The organism is Sphaerisporangium sp. NPDC005289, from assembly GCF_040607455.1.
GTDB lineage: Bacteria > Actinomycetota > Actinomycetes > Streptosporangiales > Streptosporangiaceae > Sphaerisporangium > Sphaerisporangium rhizosphaerae.
This window is the reverse complement of sequence record NZ_JBEXGS010000004.1, coordinates 394238-410870: the sequence shown is the minus strand read 5'-3', so window position 1 is coordinate 410870 and position 16633 is coordinate 394238. Positions and strand designations below refer to the sequence as shown.

Sequence of the window (16633 nt, the reverse complement as noted above, 5' to 3'; positions counted from 1 at the left end):
ATTCCGATGCCCGAACCCAGACCTGAACTGAGCTGGCTGCTCGACGACCTGACCCAGCGCGTCCCCGGCGTGCGGCACGCCATCGTGCTGTCCGGGGACGGCCTTGCCATGGGCGGCTCCCGGGGCCTGACCCGGGAGGACGCCGAGCACCTGTCCGCCATCTCCGCCGGCAGCCACAGCCTCGCCCTCGGCGCCGGACGCCACTTCGGCCTCGGCGGCGTCCGGCAGACCATCATCGAACTGGAGGAGGGCTTCCTGTTCGTCACCGCGGCGGGTCAGGGGGCCCGGCTGGCCGTGCTCGCCTCGGGCGACGCCGAACTGGGCATGGTCACCTACGAGATGGCGCTGATGGTCAAGCGCGTCGGCGAGCACCTGTCCGCTCTGCCGAGAGGAGCGGCTCCGGCACCCGCCTGGAACGGCGTCCGTCAGTGACCGGAGAGGATCCCGGGCCGCTGGTCAGGCTCTTCGGGCTGACCGGCGGCCGTGCGCGCCCACCCGGCGAATCCTTCAACTTGGTGGCCATCGTCACGACCGTCAGCATCCCGTTCGAGCAGCCGGACCTCGGCCCGGAGTACCTGGCCATCCTGAGGACGTGCCGCAGGCCGACCCCGGTCGCGGACGTCGCCGCCCAGCTGAGGCTTCCGATCAACATCACCCGCGTGATCCTCGGCGACCTGCGTCGCGAGGGTCTCGTGAGCATCGACCGACCGCAGCCTGCCGCGCAGGCGATCGACGAACGCATCTACAGGGAAGTGCTGCATGCGCTACGCAGCCTCTGATCGGGCCGCCGCCCCAGGCGCCGCCCCGGCGATGGCCATCAAGATCCTCATTGCCGGCGGCTTCGGGGTCGGCAAGACGACCATGGTCGGCACGATCAGCGAGATCCGGCCGCTGCACACCGAGGAACTGCTCAGCGAGCGCAGTGTCGGTGTGGACGACGTCTCCGGTGTCGAGGCCAAGACCACCACGACCGTGGCACTGGACTTCGGCCGCATCACCGTCCGGGACGGGTTATGGCTCTACCTGTTCGGCACCCCGGGCCAGGACCGGTTCTGGTTCATGTGGGACGAACTGGCCCTCGGCGCGCTCGGCGCCGTCGTCCTGGCCGACACCCGCCGCCTGGAGGACTGCTTCCCGGCCGTCGACTACTTCGAGCAGCGCGGCCTGCCGTTCGTGGTCGCCGTCAACTGCTTCGACGGCGCCCGCCGCCACGATCCCGTCAAGGTCCGCCGCGCCCTCGGCCTGGACGGAGTGGCTCCCATCCTCCTGTGCGACGTGCGCGACAGGGACTCCGTCGCCCGCGTCCTGACCACCTTGGTCACCTACGCCGTCGGCGACAACTTCGAGCACGCCATCCCCTGAGACGCCACAGGCTCCCCACGCCGGGCGAGGCATGCGCCCCCGCCGACACGGACGGCGCCGTCCCCCCAAGGGGGCGGCGCCGTCCGTGCGTGGTGGCCGCCGTCAGCCGCAGTGCTCGAAGGGGCTGTCGTACTTGGCCGTGCCGATCGAGCCGCCCCACTTCACGCAGGTGCGGGCGGCCTTCGCGCGCACCGGCCCCGCGTAGTACTGGAAGCTGCCCGCGTCGGTCTGCCGCGCCTTACCCTTCACTTCCAGGTACGCACTGGCGGCGACCTTGCCCCTGCCGCTGTTGCGCACCGTGGCGACGCAGTTCTGCCCGGTGGCCGAGGAGTACATCAGGAACACCCGCCCCTGCGAGCCGAGCGTCGCCACGTCGACCTGCTTGAAGCCCGAGCCGCAGACCTTCGCCGCTGTGTAGGGGTTGGAGCCGCTGGGAGCGCTTCGCGGGGCGGCGCCGCCTCCGCAGTTCCTGGACTTCACGCTCTGGCCCGGGTACCTGAAGGCGGCGCCGTTGAACGTGGCACGGACGATCTTGCCCGCGGCCGAGCGCTGCTCGTAGTGGAGATGCGACACGATCTTGTACTTGGCGGAGGTGTTGCCCACCGCGCCGATCTTCTGGCCCTGCGCAACTCTCGCCCCCTGGGACACCGTCCGGGCGCTGAGGTGGGCGTAGAGGGTCGCGCTGCCGTCCGAATGGCGGATCTTGACCAGGTTTCCGAAGCCGTTGGCCGTCTGGTACGCGGAGATCACGACCGTACCGGCCGCCGCGGCGACGACGGTCCTGCCCCGGTCCCTGTCACCGTCGTTCGCGCTGCCGTTGAAGTCGATCTCGTTGCCCGTGTGGGCGAAGCTGCCACTGCTGCCGACCCACGTCTCTCCGCAGGGGAAGGGCAACTGGAAGGCAGGGCCGGCGGCGCTGACGGCCGCGTTCGCCGTCGCTGAACCCGTCAACGCGGCCAGAGAACCACAAACAGTCACTATAAGGATCTTCGTTCGCACAAACGGCAAGATTGTCAGTCGGATGATCAGTTTGTCCAGATCATCCGACAAAGTGCACCCCGCCCGAGAGGCGCCCCGTAGGAGAAATACCGCCATTCTTCCCTGTTTCTGCTGCCACGTATGTGGTGATCCGCTACGGTCGCACGTTCCGACAGAGGATCGACGAGAGACTGGAGCAACGTGCGTAGAAGAGCTTTCTGGTTCGCCGCCTTCCTGGCGGTGGCGACGGTCTTACCCGTCTCGACGGCCAGTGCGGACACCGAGGTCCTGACGGCGCGGACCATCGCTTGGGCGCCTTGCGAGGAGGAGCCTGCCGCCGAGTGCGGCACGCTGAGCGTTCCCATCGACTGGTCGAAGCCGGGCGGGGCGAAGGTGGACATCGCCGTCGCCCGGCGGAAGGCCACCGATCCGGCCGCGCGGGTCGGTTCGCTGGTGATCAATCCCGGTGGTCCGGGCGGGTCCGGAGTGGAAGCCGTGTACGGCGCCCCCGGCTCCTACACCGAGGAACTGCAGCGACGGTTCGACATCGTCGGGTTCGACCCTCGGGGCGTGGGACGCAGCAACCCGGTGATCTGCTCGGCGTCGGTGTACAACCGGATGCCGCACACCGTCATGAGAAGCCAGGCCGACTTCGACGCCTGGAACGCGTTCACGAAGAAGCTGCACGCCGACTGCCGCGCTCGTACCGGTCCGCTGTACGACCACGTCGACTCCGTCAACGTCGCCCGTGACCTGGACGCGCTCCGCGCCGCCCTGGGTGAGGAGAAGCTCACCTACTACGGCATCTCATACGGCACTCTGATCGGCCAGATGTACGCCGAGCTGTTCCCCGGCCGCGTCCGGGCCCTCGGACTCGACAGCAACATGGACCACAGCCTCGGCGTCGCGGGCTTCCTGGCCACCGAGGCGGTCGCCATCGAGGACGCGTTCGACCAGTTCGTCGGCTGGTGCGAGCAGGACACCAGTTGTGTCCTGCATGGACGTGACATCCGAGCGATCTGGAAGGACCTGCGGGCGAAGGCCCGGCGCGGTGAGCTGAAGTACCCGAGCACAGGCCAGACGATGACCGAGCTGCAGGTCATCTACAACGCCGCACTGGGCACCGAGGGGCCGGACTGGCGCTTGCTGAGCGAGGTGATCAACTGGTTGAACGGCGGGCCGGAGCCGGAGTGGGTGCCCCCGCTGGAAGGCCGGGGGCCCGTGGAGGGCGACGTCGCGTATCTGCCGACCGCGGTTCTCTGCCAGGACTACAACCTCCGGGTGCGCAACTACGAGGAGTACGCCGCACTCATGCGCGCCTCCAGCCTGCTCGCACCCGACACGGGGTACCACCCGTACCCGATCGACGATCTGCCGATCTGCATGAACTCCCCCACCACCAACGCGCCGCACGCGCTGCGGTACACAGGCGACGCCCCGCTGCTGCTCGGCAACTCCGTGCACGACCCGGCCACCCCGTGGATATGGTCCGCCAACGCGGCCCGCCAGCTCGGGCCCAAGGCGGTGCTGCTCACGTACGAGGGCTGGGGACACCGCATCTACGGCAAGGACAAGTGCCAGGACGACATCTTCGACGCGTACCTGATCTCGCTGAAGGTGCCGCCGCCCGGCGCCCGCTGCGCCGTGGGCACGCCTGAGGAGAGCCTGCTCAGGCGGCAGACGCCGTCGCGGACATGGCCGACCGGCCCGAACCACTGGGCGGCCGGCCCGGTCGCGACCTCGCCCGTCTCCTGACCCCGGAGGCGGACCTCATACGGCCAGAACGCCGGCCGGGGCCCTCCCCCGGCCGGCTCGCCACTCGTCCAGGCTTCCCCGCTGGTATCCCGCGGGAACGACGTACCTCAGACCTTCACAGCCCGCAGCCGGCGCTGGCTGATCTTGATGATGTCCTCGACGTCGGAGGTCAGAACCGTCACCGGACGCGGAAGTCGCAGAGCCGTGGCGCAGACCATGGCGTCGATGGCGTAATTGTGCCCATGCAGCCCAGCCGCGGCGAGCAGCGTCGCGCCGTCCCGAGCGACTTCCCTCGTCACAGGCTCGACGACCAGACGAGACAGCGTCCATTCGTAACGAGCCCGATTGATCTTCGGATGGGAGACCTCGACGAGAGTGGCCGCGCTGACGACGACCCGGACGTCCTCCTCCTCCGCCGCCGCCAGCCACTCGGTCAGTTCAGGCGATTGAAGTACCGCCTTGGACAGGCCCTCGCAGTCGAGGACCAAAGAACCCGGCATCAGGCGGCCGACGGGTTGCCGGAGACGTGCTCATGGGCATCGTCCCGCAGAAGCGCGCGCTTGGCCTCGACGGCGGAACGCTCTACAGGGCCGTGCTGAGACTCGGCCGCGCTGACCAGCTCACGCAGATTGTCCCGCTCGATCTGTCGTGCCAACGCCTCGGACACGTAGGCCGAGAAACTTCCTTTCCCGATCCGCGCCTGCACGATGGCGGCGAGTTCCTCGGGGATCGTGACACTGAATTTCTTGGTCCCACCATCGCTCATACCACCAAGGCTACTACCAGGCGCATCTATGGTGGGATCGCACTCGGGCGCCGTCGCATCGCCCGAGTCACACCTGCGCGCACATGATCAGTGGTAAGTCGGTACGCGTGAAGACAACGGACGTGATGACCGCGATCGGAGCACGCGTACTGCGCACCCGCCGCCTGGTGCGCGCACCCATCTGGCTCTACCGGGCCGGCCTGGGCATCCTGTTCGGCTCGCGTCTGCTGATGCTGGAGCACATCGGCCGCACCACCGGCGCCCCCGTCGACAACCTCCCCATGATCCACCTCCACCTGACCCGCTCCTGACCTGCCGCAACCCACGCCACCGCCTGACGCGACCGGCTCGCCGCGGTCCTCCAATCGGGCCTCACCGCACTGTCGCACTTTCGCTGCGACGCTGTCCGGGACAGGGCGGTCGGGGCTTCCACCCGGACCGAGGGTCGTTCCGCGATTCATGGTGAAATCGTCAAGTGGGCGATACAGAGATGGCGATCCTCGTCGGACTGCAGGGGTCCGGCAAGACCACGTTCTACCGGCAGGTGCTGGCGGGGACGCATGTCCATGTGAGCAAGGACGCGTTTCCGAACGCCCGGAAACGGCAGCCGCGCCAGCTCCGGATGGTCCAGGAGGCGCTGGCCGAGGGCCTGAACGTCGCGGTGGACAACACCAATCCCTCGGCCGACGAATGGCGTCCGCTCATCGACGTCGCGGAAGCGAACAACGCCCCGGTGGTCGGCTACTGGTTCCCGCCGGACGTGGCCGCCTCGCTCGAACGCAACGCCGTACGGGCGGGGAAAACCCGGGTGCCGGAGGTCGGCATCCATGCCACGCTCAAACGCCTGAGGCGCCCCCGCCCGGCCGACGGGTTCGACCAGATCTTCCAGGTCGGCTTCGACGGCGACGGAGGTTTCACGATCGAGGTCTCAAGATAGAGGTCTCACGATGAGGGAGAGCCGTGAACGGCAATGAGCTGGAAGCACGGATGCGAGCGCGGGAATGGTTCCACTCGCTGACCTTGCTGCCGGGCGCGTGGGCCGTCATCCGGGTGGACGGCCGCAGCTTCTCCCGCTACACCGAGCAGCGCTTCGACAAGCCCTTCGACCAGCGCTTCTCCACCCTCATGACCGAGACCGCGCAAAGCCTGCTGGAAGAGTTCGGCGGACGGTACGCCTACACAGAGAGCGACGAGATCTCCCTCGTGCTGCCCCCGTCCTTCGACCTGTTCGGCCGCGAGGTGGAGAAGCTGGTGTCGTTGTCGGCGTCCGTCGTCGCCGCGGCCTTCACCCACGCCGCCGGAGAGCCCGTGCACTTCGACAGCCGCGTCTGGCTGGGCAACGGCGTCGAGGACGTCGTGGACTACCTGTCCTGGCGGCAGGCCGACGCCGCGCGCTGCGCGCTGAACGGCTGGTGCTACTGGACGTTGCGCGAGGACGGCCGCTCCCGGCGCGAGGCCACCAAGCTGCTGGAACGGGCGAGCATCGCCGACAAGAACGAGCTGCTGTACCGGCACGGCGTCAACTTCAACGAACTGCCCACCTGGCAGCGCCGCGGCATCGGCATGTGGTGGGAGACCTACGACCACCCTGGCCACGACCCGATCCGCGGCATCGACGTCACCACCCGGCGGCGGCGCGTCCACGTCGAACCCGACCTGCCCATGAAGGACGACTACCGGCGCCTCGTCGAACGCCTGGTGAACCCCGGCGAGGCGCGGCCGGACAGCCGGATCTAGATCGCCACCACGACGAGGCGCTTCGGCGGGCCCTGCGGCTGACTGAGATCGACCCGCTCATGAGACCCACGCCCCCGCCGGCGACGTCCGCTATGTGATGGCCCTGCCGGGCGAGTCAATCGCACGATCATTTCTCGAACACCAGTATGATGCCACGGTCCAGACAGACAGTTGATGATCCATCCGGAAAGGGCCGCACGTGGCACAGAAGGTGATACTGGTTGACGACCTCGACCACTCCGAGGGCGATGACGTGGCGAGACGGGAGTTCCCGCTGCTGAACCGGACCTTCGCCATCGACCTGTCCGACGCCAACCAGCAACGGCTGAGCGAGGCCCTGGCGTTCATCGAGCAGGTCCTCGAGAGCTCCCGCGAGGTCAAGCAGGCCACCCGCGCGAAGAAGGCCGCCGACACCTCCCCCCGCCTGCAGGGCTACACCCTCACCGACGTCCGCGAATGGGCGCGCGAGCAGAGCCTGGACGTCCCCGCCCGGGGCAAGCTCGCCGACGAACTCCTCGAGAAGTTCATCGCCGCCCACCTCGACGCCGCCTCCCCGCAGCCGGCGCCGGAAGAGCCGGCAGGCGAAGAAGCCTAGGGCGATCGAGCGCTCCACCGCTCCCGGGAAAGTCCACCCTTCGCCCTGACGGACACCGGAGACCGAACGGCCCGGGAGGCCATGCCCCCGGCGGCGGTGCGCGGAAGATGTAGGCCACATGCGCTGGACCTCAACCTTGGTTAAGGGAGCAAGGTGTTGTGCGTGCGAGGGCTGCCGACACGGCAGCCCGGCACCGCAGCGTTGAGGAGCGTGTCATGTCCGACAGCCAGATCATTCTCGTCACGGGAGCGACCGGACGGCAGGGCGGGGCCACCGCGCGCGAACTGCTGGCCCGCGGGCGGACGGTGCATGCGCTGGTCCGTGACCCGGACAAGCCCGAGGCGGTCGCGCTGAAGGAGGGCGGCGCGATCCTGGTCCGCGGGGACATGGAAGATCCGGAATCGCTGGACGCGGCTTTGCGCGGCGTACACGGCCTCTACAGCGTGCAGACCTTCACCGGGCCCGACGGCACGGCCGGTGAGATCCGTCAGGGCAAGGCCGTCGCGGACGCCGCCGTCCGAGCAGGGGTGAGGCACTTCGTCTACGGTTCCGTCTGTGGTGCGGACCATCCCAGCAAGGTGGAGCACTTCGAGAGCAAGAGAGCGGTGGAGAAGCACATCACCGAGCTCGGCCTGCCCGCGACGATCCTGCGGTGCCCCTTCTTCATCAGCAACTTCAAAGACCTGGGCCCGCGGTGGGTGGACGGTGAACTCGTGCTCACCCTGGCGTTGTCCCCGCGGACGAGGCTGCAGATGATCACGCCCGAGGACATCGGCGTCATCGCCGCGGACGCTTTCGACGCCCCCGCGGAGTTCATGGGTCGCAGCATCGAGATCGCCGGGGACGAGTTGACCGGCTCGCAAATGGCCGAGGTCTTCGCGCGTGCGGCCGGCACGTCCGTGAGATTCCACTCCCAGCCGATCGAGCAGGTGCGCGCCTTCAGCGAAGAGCTGGCCAACATGTTCGACTGGTTCAACACCATCGGCTTCAAGGCCGACCTGCCGTCACTGCGCGCCCGGCACCAGACTCTGACCACCTTGGACGCCTGGGTGAGCAGGCATTGGACGCCGCCCACCGAGCAACCCGCCTGAGCGGACCGGTTTTCGCCGTCCATCGCCGAGGGTTCGCCGTCACCGGGCACTGATCGACGATCGCTCCGTGAACGGCCGGGTCGTTGGCGGCGCATCGTGTCGCTGACCGGCCGCCGAGGCCCGCGATCGATGCCGCCACCCACCCGCGGCCCTGCGCCGGTACCAGCCCCAAGAGCCGGTGGCGCCACTTGTCCGGGGCGGGCGGGGTGAGCGGCGGGGTGCCCAGGTGTGCCCGGCGGCATCGCGTGGCAGTGCCGGCTTGTTCAGGACGTCTTACATCGCGAGGTCACGCGTCGCCCGGCAGGGGTTCGCCGGTCTCCAGGAGCGTCTTCAGGCTCGCCACCACGTTCGGCCAGCCGTGGCCGACCATCTCGGCCAGGCTCGACGCGGGCTCGAACCCGTCGTGTACGACGGTGAGCTTCACGACCTGCGCGGCCTCCTCGTCGATCGTGAAGGTGACCTTCGAGCGGGCCTCGCCGGACAGCCGGGCGAGCATCTCGTCGTCCCAGCCGAAGCGCTTGGCGAGCTCCGGGGTGATGGCGTGCCAGGTGTAGGAGAGCCGCTTGTAGGGGTCGGCCTCCAGCACGACCTGCTCCGGGTCGCTGATCATCACGCCGTGGTTGTCCCAGGTCATCGGCGAGCCGACGGCCCAGTCCGTGTCGAACTCGGTGGCCCAGTAGCGGCGGGTGAAGGCCGGCTCGGTCAGCGCCTGCCAGAGCTTCTGCGCGGTGGTGCGGATGTAGGTGGTGTAGACGAAGGTCGGCGCGTCCATCGGGGGTTCCTCCAGGGCGAGTTTCAGGTCCGCCAGGGCTTGGACCCTGGCCTGGTCGTAGCGGCTGATCCACCGGTGGGCGATCTCGTGCACGGGCGCGGCGTTGAGGTAGTGCAGCTTCTCTCGGCCCCGCCGCACGGTGGCGACGAGCCCGGCCTCCTCCAGCACCGCGAGGTGCTTGCTGACGGACTGCCTGGCCATGTCGAGCCCGGCGCACAGTTCGCGCAGCGTCTGCCCGTTGCGGGCGTTGAGCGAGTCGAGCAGCGCGCGCCGGCTCGGATCGGCCAGCGCCTTGAATACCTCGTCCATGCCCGCCCTCGTACCCCGGTCGCCGCCTGATATGCAGCCTTTCGGCTGCCTTTAACTTAGGCAGCCAGACGGCTGCCTGCCAAGACGACATGAGTCCTCAGTCCCTGATGACGAACTCGGCGCCCGCGGCCAGCGCCACCTCGGGCCCGAAGAGCCTGGCCGGGGTGAACGCGCCTGGACGACCCTCGCCCTTGGCCAGGCGCTGGGCCACCTCGGTGACGGCGCCGACCGTGAACGTCATGCCTTCGCCGGTGCGCAGCCAGCCCTCACGCACGCGACCGGACGGCCATTCGACCCGGGCCCGGCCCCAGGACGATCGGCGCGGGCGCTCCTTGGCCGTGGTCGTGGTGATGCCGGCGAGCCGCCGAGTGACGAAGCCCGCGACGCCGGGCAACCGCAGCACGCCACTGACCACCGGCAGAGCCGCTCGGACGGCCGGGTTGGCCGGGACGAGAGCCGAGGCGCCGATCACCGACGGGGCGCCACTGGCCCACCAGGCCGCGAGGAGCTCGCCGCCACCCAGGGAAGCGGTGGTGACCACGTCGCCGTCGGGGGTGGTCAGCCGCTCGGCGGCACCACCGGCCCGGGCGCGTACCAACCGGCCCTGCCGCACCTCGCGGCCGCCGTCGAGCAACGCGTGCACGATGGTGGCGGCCAGAGCCTCGCCGAGCGCGCCGGGTTCGATCGCGACCGACGCGACGGCGTCGATGCGCACTCGCGATGGCTTCTCCTCGGCCGCCAGCAGATGCAGCAGGATGCTCTCGGTCGCGAGCACGCCGAAGCCCGCCCCGCAGACCAGCGTGCGACCGGTCGCCGCCGCCTCCCTGTCCATGCCGTGGAGCAGTTCGAACGCGCTCAGCTCGGCGGCGACGTCGACGTAGTGGGTGCCTGGCGGACAGGCCCGCGCGACTCGCGGTGCCGTGACCGCGAACGGGCCCACCGTGTTGATCACGACGGCCGGCGCCTCGGCGGCCAGCCGCGCGCAGACCTCGTCGAGCGAGCCGGTCACCGCCCGGGCGTCCGGACTCACCTGAGTCAGCCGCTCCCGATCACGGCCGGCCACCACCACCTCGGCGCCCGCCCGCCGCAGACGCTCCACCGCCTCCCGGCCGACCCGTCCGGTCGCGCCGAGCACCCAGATCTCACCTGTCATGTTCTCCTCCACAGTCATGGCACGTCGTGTCATCACTATCGCATGGCACGACATGGCGTGTCATCACTAGAATGTGCCGCATGGGTCGATGGCAGCCGGGTGCGCGAGAACGGCTCGAACAGGCCGCGCTCGATCTCTTCCTCGAGCAGGGCTTCACCGAGACGACCGTGCCGCAGATCACGGCGAGGGCCGGGCTCACGACCCGTACGTTCTTCCGGCACTTCGCAGACAAGCGTGAGGTGCTGTTCGCCGGCGAGGAGTTGGTGCCCGAGCAGGTGGCCCGCCTCATGGCCGAGGCCCCGCCGTCGCTCGGCCCGATGGAACTGATCGCCGAGGGCCTGGCCCCCGCCGCGACCGAGATCTTCCAGGGCCGCAGCCTCGACTACCTGCTACGCCGACGGGCCGCCATCGACGCCGAACCCGCCCTGCACGAGCGCGAGCTGCGCAAGTTCTCGCTGATGTCGCATGCCCTTGAGCAGGGCTTCCGCGACCGCGGGGTCGACGACCTGACCGCCCGGCTGGCGGCCGAGATCGCCGTGACCACGTTCCGGATAGCGGTGACCCGCTGGATCGACCAGCACGGCGACCCCGACCTCCCGGCCACCATCAACCAGACCCTGGCGGCGATGAGGCACCTGACGAACACGCCCTCGACGTGAGCCGAACAACTCGATGGGAGGTCGGGCTCCCGCGCGAAGCACCGCTCCCCTCACAGCCGGCCCTCTGATCGCATGCTCAAGTCCCTGTTCCATCAGTAGGGTGAAATAGCGATCAAGCGACCTCCCGGGCAGGGACACGCCCCCAGGCCACCGGGACGACGCGGAGCCGGCGAGGGTGACAGCCAGAAAGGCGGCGTCAATGTCCAGCGCGCAGTTGTACGACACCATCGGAGCCACCTACACCGCGACACGGCGCACCGAACCGCGCATCGCCGCGCAGATCTGGGCCGCACTCGGCGATGCCCGGACCATACTGAACGTCGGGGCGGGCACCGGGTCCTACGAGCCCCCCGACCGCCACGTCCTGGCGGTGGAACCGTCGGCGCTCATGCGTTCGCAGCGCCCTGCGGACGCGGCGCCGTGCCTGGTCGGATCCGCCGAGAACCTGCCGTTCGACGACCAGTCGTTCGACGCCGCGATGGCCGTCGCCTCCATCCACCACTGGCCGGACCCGATCGCCGGCCTGCGCGAGATGCGGCGGGTCGCTCGCCGCGTGGTGGTGTTCACGCACGACACCAGTGACACCGGATGGCTTCACCGGTTCTGGCTCACCCGCGACTACCTGCCCGAGGTCGCGAACCTCCTCGTCGGCCGGCCTTCGGTGACCGAGCTGGCCGATGCGATCGGAGCCCGGATCGAACCGGTGCCCATCCCGTGGGACTGCGCCGACGGCTTCTTCGAGGCCTACTGGCGCCGGCCGGAGGCATACCTGGACGAGAACGTCCGCCGCGGGATATCGGTCTTCACCACAGTCGGCCAGGACGCCGAACAGCGCGCGGTCCACAGCCTCCGCGACGACCTCACCTCCGGCCGATGGCACGAACGCAACCAAGCCCTCCTCGACCTCGAAGAGGCAGAACTCGGCCTCCGCCTACTGATCGCCTGAACCCCCACTGCGGCTGGGCGCCATCTCAGACGACTTCCGTCCGACGAGCTCTCGCACCGCCGCCTGACACGGTAAGCGAGCAGGACACAACGAACGGCGCGATCCTCGTGGTGAGGTCTTCGGCGAGCACTCAAGCTTCGGCCGCCTGGCAAGCGAGCCACCGCTCCCGGGTGATCGCGTACTCGACCTCACCTAGATCGCTGCCGGGGATCGGCTCGTCCCACTCCATGTGGAACGTACGGACATGCTCCATGCCGAGTGCGGTCATGGTCGCGCGGGAGGCGGTGTTGACCACCATGGTCTCGGCGAAGATGCGGTGCAGCCGGAGATCTTCGAACCCGTGCCGGATGAGCTCGCGGCCTCCCTCGCTGGCCAACCCCTGACGCCAGTAACGACGCAGGAGCCGGTAGCCAAGCTCGGCCTGCCCTTCGACCGGCCCTTGATCGACGCGCTCCGGCGGCTGCAGAATCCACCAGCCGACGAAGTGCCCGTCGACGAATCCGGCCCAGAAACCCAGTCCCGCGACGCGGTCCGCGGCCGCGAGCCGCTGCCCATGAAGAACCTCGACCTCCTCACGGCTACGAGCACGACCGTTGCCGAGGTACCGCATGACCTCCGGGTCAGCGTCGAGCGCGATCTCGTCCTCGAGGTGTTCGTCAGACAGCGGAACAAGCTCGATGCGGTCGGTGCGCAATTTCGCCTGAGACATGAGCCGCATTCTCGCGCACGAGCCACTCGCCGGTCATCCGAGTATCGCCCAGCGCTCCCCCGCCCCCGCTGTGCCTGCCGATGATCACATTCACCCAGGTCATGCCCCTCTGAGGGGGCACGACGGGTAGACCGTTGGGAAGGGGCTGGACATCTTCTGATCGGCGGGTTGCGGAGTGGGACAGACGCAGTTCTTCCCCCTCGCTCAGACCGGCAGGTCCCAGCTCGGTCCGTCGGGTTCGCCCAGCCAGACGTACTGACGATCGCCCGTGACGGTGAGCCCGTACGCGGACTGGCGGGGAGAGCCCGCGTTCTGCCAGACCAGGACGGCGTGCTCGACCGCGTCCCACAGTCGCAGCGGCCCGCGCTGGCGGATCGTCCACCCACCTGCCGGGTCGGGCCGGGTGACGGCCTGCGAACCGGTGGCCACGTCCCACAGGATGACCTCGTCACCACCGCCCAGCCGGATCGCCGACGGCGCGGCCAGCTGTGCCCCGAACAGCCCGGCCGGATCGTCCAGGACTCGCGGATCCACCCGGCTCTCCCTCACCTCCCCGCCCGCGAGGTACGGAGAGGCCACCGGAGGCGGGCCGTGAGGGCGGGCGGTCATGAAGTAGATGTCCTCTTCGAGGAACCGCCCGCTCGCCGTGCCGTCGTCGCCCAGCGTGAGATGCGCGAACGCGGCCCCGCGCATCCACCCGGTAAGCGGAGCGGTGATCGTCCCGCCATCGCGGACCTGCCACATCCACGGCATCGGAACGTAGCGCACCGAGCAGGTGGCGATCAGTCGGTCATACTCGCCGTTCTTGTCATAACCCGCGAGACCGTCACCGGTCACGAGCGTGGGCCGGCACCCGGCGGCGGTGAGCGCGTCACGAGCCCGGGCCGCCACGGCGGGGTCGTACTCGATCGAGGTCACGGCCCTGTCGCCGAGCCGGTGGCACATCAGCGCGGTGGAATAGCCCGTGCCGGTGCCGATCTCGAGCACCTTGTCTCCGTTGGAGATCTGTGCCGCCTCCAGCATCAGCACCACCAGGCCGGGCGAGGTCGAGGAGGATGTCGGCGACCCCTGAACGGTGCCGCGCGCCCCCTCGATCACAGCGCCGTCGATCTGCGTCACCCAGGTCTGGTCGCGGTACACCAGCTCCAGCCATTCGCCCTCGGTGACCTCCTCGCGGCGGATCACCTTCCACCGGTCGCCGTACTCGGTGGCCTCGGCGATCGCCGACCCGAGAAAGCGTTCCCGGGCCACGGACTCGACCGCATCCCGCCAGCCGGGGTCGTGCAGCGACCCGGCCCGGGCCAGCCGGTCGGCCAGCGCACAACGGAGCCGCATCCCCTCATGAACGGTCACGACGGCTCCTCCAAGAGCAGGTCGGCGATGGCGGCGGCGATTGGTGCCCCCGTGGCGTCTTCCAGCCAGGCCCACTGGCCGTTGGGATTGCACTCCAGGAATACCGGAACACCATCCCTGGTGAGCGCGAAATCAAAGGCGCCGAAGCGCAGGCCCAACGCGTCGAGGTAGGCGACACAGCCCTCGGCGAGGCCGGCCGGAGCCTCGATCACCGTGTACGCGAGGCGGTCGTAGTCCTGCCGCCAGTCGAGCAGATCGGAGTCGAGCCGGACGCAGAAAACCCGCTCCCCGACAACGGTCACCCGAAGGTCGGCTGCCTTGTCGACCCGCGCCTGGAACAAATGCGCCGCACCACCGATGCTGTCGTCCAGGTCATACAACTGGACCTGAGCCGTCCAGATGGTGGCGGGCTCCCCGTCGGGACCTGCGTACGGGGTGGCTCGCAGTGGCTTGTAGACGATGGGACCATGCTCGGCCGCGAACGCGCGCGCATCGTCCGCCCGGTTGGTGATCAGAGTGGCAGGTACCTCGAATCCGATCCGGCGCGCGGTCGCGAGTTGCAGGGGCTTGTGCTCGGCCGCGTTGATCGCCCAGGGGTGGCTGACGTACGGACACGGCAGGGCAGCGAGAAGTCCACCGAGCCCGAACCGTGACTGCGTCCTGACGAACCGCTCGACCTGCGAGGGGCCTTCGGACAGGTAAGAAGTGGGCCGCCGGTAGTAGACGGCCCGCACCTGCTCCAGGACGACCCTTCGTGACCGCGTGGTCAGGACACCACGTGGGTGCTGTTCTCCGCACCATGCCGACAGCTCAACGTCGGCGGGGAAGTCAGCGCCGGGGTCGAACCGGGCGACGTGCGCGTCACGTTCATTGAGGTGCTTGATGACCATGTCCGCTGTCGGATCGTCCAGGCAGGTGAACACCAGGACCATGGGGGCGGCCATCAGTCGCTGTCGTAGTCGGTGACCGTGGTCTGGTCGGAGGGCTGAGGGTCACGACCATCTCCGCTGCCGCCTGTCCGCTCGGTCTTGCTGGTCTGCTTATTGGTGCCGTGCTTGCCCGCCTCGACGAGCCGGCCGGTCGTGGCGTCGCGATAGACCCCGGTCTGGGTAGCCGGGTCGAGTTCGACCCTGTACGGCGTAGCCGTCGGGGACGCGAACGGGGTCGAGCGGGTGAGGCCCCATGGCGACCTGGGCAGGTTGTTCATCATTGCGTCCTTTCTCGATGCGTCGCAGGAGTTGCAGGTTTCACATTCGCCCGAACCGTGCGCTCCACCGATCGCCACTGAGCCCGTTCTCCTGGCGGCCGAAGGGCGCGTTACGGACAGTGAACTGCAAAACGTCCAGACAGATAGCAGGCCAACAAGGGCCTGCACTGACGCTAGGAACGCCTCTACCTGCACCTCAACGAGTTTGAGCGTCTTTGCGGAACGGCCTTCACGGCGGGCGACGGCTTCGGCATGCCGCGCAAAGTCTCGCAAACTCCTTGAGGCGGTAACGCAGTGCGCACAAACTCGGTGGCGTAGCCATCCGCTCCCGATCGAAGGAGGCTCCCCATGGCGCTACGTTTCCTCGGCAAGGACACCATCGACGGAGGTTCGCCGACGCTGTTCGACGACGGCGACAGGTACGTGCTCCAAGGCTGGGTCGTCACCGATCCGGCCGTGCTCCGCGAGGTCGCCCTCGCTGAACACGAGACCCTCGTCGAAGTACCGAAGAAGCTGATGACGTTCCTGCCGGAGGACGCGGTCGTCCCGCCGAAGTCACCCCTGGTGCTCGATCGCGGCGAGACCTACGTGTTCCGAGGGCCGCTCATCACCGACCCGGCCGTGCTGGCTGAACTGGACATGCCCAGCCATGAGACAGTGATCGAGATAGCGAAGACCGCGCTGGAGGTGACCAGTGGTCTGGAGCGCCGGAGCGCCGACGTTTGACCAATGGACCGCGCTGTTCCGCTCGTGCGAGCGGTCGGCCGTCCACCTGGAGATGCGGGATCTGTACGCCGTATCCGTCGAGGACCCGATGTTCTCGGCATGGAAGGCAGGCCACCGCTACGACCCGGCTGACGAGAAGTCGTGGTGGCGGCCGTGGCTCAGCTTGATGAGGGAGACGACCAGCAGAGGTGTGGAGGTCAGGCGAGCCCGCATCGTGTCGGAACCGGTGACCGAGTACATCCGTTTCGAGTACGACGTCTCCTTCACCAACCTGCTGGCGGGCGAACAGGGACGATGGCTTCCTCGGCGCCTCGCGTCCGGCATCGCCTTGCCCGGCAATGACTTCTGGTTGTTCGATGGGCACCGGGTGCAGTTCAACCATTTCACCGGAGAAGGCGCCTGGGCTGGAGTGGAGTGGTGCGAAGAGCCCGACGTGGCGAAATTGTGCGCGGGGGCGTTCGACGCGGTGTGGGCGGCGGGTATCGACCACGGCGACTACAGGCCTGTCTGATCCC

At 68.7% G+C, this 16633-nt stretch carries 22 protein-coding genes; 13 read left to right on the top strand and 9 right to left on the bottom strand.

The window, feature by feature from the left end:
- The first annotated feature begins 6 nt into the window (after positions 1-6).
- The 3 genes from ABZT47_RS10330 to ABZT47_RS10320 are packed head-to-tail and all read left to right on the top strand — an operon-like array spanning position 7 to position 1362.
- Positions 7-432, top strand: coding sequence for a roadblock/LC7 domain-containing protein (locus tag ABZT47_RS10330; RefSeq protein ID WP_354838416.1), 426 nt, complete (start codon positions 7-9; stop codon positions 430-432).
- The gene (locus ABZT47_RS10325; RefSeq protein WP_354838414.1) at positions 429-779 is read left to right on the top strand and encodes a DUF742 domain-containing protein; all 351 of its coding nucleotides are present in this window, start codon (positions 429-431) and stop codon (positions 777-779) included. The genes ABZT47_RS10330 and ABZT47_RS10325 overlap by 4 nt, the downstream gene beginning before the upstream one ends.
- Entirely contained in the window at positions 760-1362 is a 603-nt protein-coding gene (locus ABZT47_RS10320) for an ATP/GTP-binding protein (protein ID WP_354838411.1), read from the top strand. The genes ABZT47_RS10325 and ABZT47_RS10320 overlap by 20 nt, the downstream gene beginning before the upstream one ends.
- Positions 1363-1464: 102 nt before the next feature.
- Here ABZT47_RS10320 and ABZT47_RS10315 read toward each other — a convergent pair whose 3' ends face one another.
- Entirely contained in the window at positions 1465-2313 is an 849-nt protein-coding gene (locus ABZT47_RS10315; RefSeq protein WP_354838408.1) for a M23 family metallopeptidase, read from the bottom strand.
- Positions 2314-2541: 228 nt separating this feature from the next.
- Between ABZT47_RS10315 and ABZT47_RS10310 the strand changes: the two genes are divergently transcribed.
- Positions 2542-4095, top strand: coding sequence for an alpha/beta fold hydrolase (locus ABZT47_RS10310; protein WP_354838405.1), 1554 nt, complete (start codon positions 2542-2544; stop codon positions 4093-4095).
- Between the two features lie 107 nt (positions 4096-4202).
- Here ABZT47_RS10310 and ABZT47_RS10305 read toward each other — a convergent pair whose 3' ends face one another.
- Positions 4203-4583, bottom strand: coding sequence for a PIN domain-containing protein (locus ABZT47_RS10305; RefSeq protein WP_354838402.1), 381 nt, complete (start codon positions 4581-4583; stop codon positions 4203-4205).
- A gap of 11 nt (positions 4584-4594) precedes the next feature.
- Positions 4595-4861, bottom strand: coding sequence for a CopG family transcriptional regulator (locus ABZT47_RS10300; protein WP_354838400.1), 267 nt, complete (start codon positions 4859-4861; stop codon positions 4595-4597).
- Positions 4862-4986: 125 nt separating this feature from the next.
- Between ABZT47_RS10300 and ABZT47_RS10295 the strand changes: the two genes are divergently transcribed.
- From ABZT47_RS10295 to ABZT47_RS10275, 5 genes are all read left to right on the top strand, one after another.
- Entirely contained in the window at positions 4987-5172 is a 186-nt protein-coding gene (locus ABZT47_RS10295; RefSeq protein ID WP_354838397.1) for a hypothetical protein, read from the top strand.
- 164 nt (positions 5173-5336) lie between these two features.
- The gene (locus ABZT47_RS10290; protein ID WP_354838394.1) at positions 5337-5798 is read left to right on the top strand and encodes an ATP-binding protein; all 462 of its coding nucleotides are present in this window, start codon (positions 5337-5339) and stop codon (positions 5796-5798) included.
- 23 nt (positions 5799-5821) lie between these two features.
- Positions 5822-6598, top strand: a complete 777-nt coding sequence (locus ABZT47_RS10285; protein WP_354838391.1) for a tRNA(His) guanylyltransferase Thg1 family protein — start codon at positions 5822-5824, stop codon at positions 6596-6598.
- A 199-nt stretch (positions 6599-6797) separates the two neighbouring features.
- Positions 6798-7193: an Lsr2 family protein gene (locus ABZT47_RS10280; RefSeq protein WP_354838388.1), complete on the top strand. Its 396-nt coding sequence runs from the start codon at positions 6798-6800 to the stop codon at positions 7191-7193.
- Between the two features lie 215 nt (positions 7194-7408).
- Positions 7409-8284 (top strand): NmrA/HSCARG family protein, encoded by an 876-nt coding sequence (locus ABZT47_RS10275; protein WP_354838385.1) that lies wholly within the window; start codon positions 7409-7411, stop codon positions 8282-8284.
- A 286-nt stretch (positions 8285-8570) separates the two neighbouring features.
- Here the strand turns inward: ABZT47_RS10275 and ABZT47_RS10270 are convergent, their stop codons facing one another.
- The gene (locus ABZT47_RS10270) at positions 8571-9365 is read right to left on the bottom strand and encodes a metalloregulator ArsR/SmtB family transcription factor (protein ID WP_354838382.1); all 795 of its coding nucleotides are present in this window, start codon (positions 9363-9365) and stop codon (positions 8571-8573) included.
- Positions 9366-9462: 97 nt separating this feature from the next.
- On the bottom strand, positions 9463-10518 hold the full coding sequence (locus tag ABZT47_RS10265; RefSeq protein WP_354838379.1) for a saccharopine dehydrogenase NADP-binding domain-containing protein: 1056 nt from the start codon (positions 10516-10518) through the stop codon (positions 9463-9465).
- Positions 10519-10598: 80 nt separating this feature from the next.
- Between ABZT47_RS10265 and ABZT47_RS10260 the strand changes: the two genes are divergently transcribed.
- Together ABZT47_RS10260 and ABZT47_RS10255 are read left to right on the top strand one after the other, a co-directional pair.
- The gene (locus ABZT47_RS10260; RefSeq protein ID WP_354838376.1) at positions 10599-11177 is read left to right on the top strand and encodes a helix-turn-helix domain-containing protein; all 579 of its coding nucleotides are present in this window, start codon (positions 10599-10601) and stop codon (positions 11175-11177) included.
- Between the two features lie 199 nt (positions 11178-11376).
- A complete protein-coding gene (locus ABZT47_RS10255; protein WP_354838373.1) occupies positions 11377-12123 on the top strand; it encodes a class I SAM-dependent methyltransferase in 747 nt (248 codons plus the stop codon).
- Positions 12124-12253: 130 nt separating this feature from the next.
- Here ABZT47_RS10255 and ABZT47_RS10250 read toward each other — a convergent pair whose 3' ends face one another.
- From ABZT47_RS10250 to tgmA, 4 genes are all read right to left on the bottom strand, one after another.
- Entirely contained in the window at positions 12254-12832 is a 579-nt protein-coding gene (locus tag ABZT47_RS10250) for a GNAT family N-acetyltransferase (protein ID WP_354838370.1), read from the bottom strand.
- Between the two features lie 204 nt (positions 12833-13036).
- Positions 13037-14185, bottom strand: a complete 1149-nt coding sequence (gene tgmC / locus ABZT47_RS10245; RefSeq protein ID WP_354838367.1) for an ATP-grasp peptide maturase system methyltransferase — start codon at positions 14183-14185, stop codon at positions 13037-13039.
- The gene (tgmB, locus tag ABZT47_RS10240; protein ID WP_354838364.1) at positions 14182-15117 is read right to left on the bottom strand and encodes an ATP-grasp ribosomal peptide maturase; all 936 of its coding nucleotides are present in this window, start codon (positions 15115-15117) and stop codon (positions 14182-14184) included. Before tgmB ends, tgmC begins: the two co-directional genes overlap by 4 nt.
- Before the next feature lie 11 nt (positions 15118-15128).
- Positions 15129-15392 carry a putative ATP-grasp-modified RiPP gene (tgmA, locus tag ABZT47_RS10235; RefSeq protein WP_354838361.1) on the bottom strand — a complete coding sequence of 88 codons (264 nt, stop codon included), beginning with the start codon at positions 15390-15392 and terminating at the stop codon, positions 15129-15131.
- Between the two features lie 348 nt (positions 15393-15740).
- On the opposite strand from tgmA, the gene ABZT47_RS10230 reads away from it, so the two are divergent.
- Both ABZT47_RS10230 and ABZT47_RS10225 read left to right on the top strand, forming a co-directional pair.
- A complete protein-coding gene (locus ABZT47_RS10230; protein WP_354838358.1) occupies positions 15741-16118 on the top strand; it encodes a hypothetical protein in 378 nt (125 codons plus the stop codon).
- Positions 16087-16629 (top strand): DUF6879 family protein, encoded by a 543-nt coding sequence (locus tag ABZT47_RS10225; RefSeq protein WP_354838355.1) that lies wholly within the window; start codon positions 16087-16089, stop codon positions 16627-16629. Before ABZT47_RS10230 ends, ABZT47_RS10225 begins: the two co-directional genes overlap by 32 nt.
- Positions 16630-16633 lie beyond the last annotated feature (4 nt).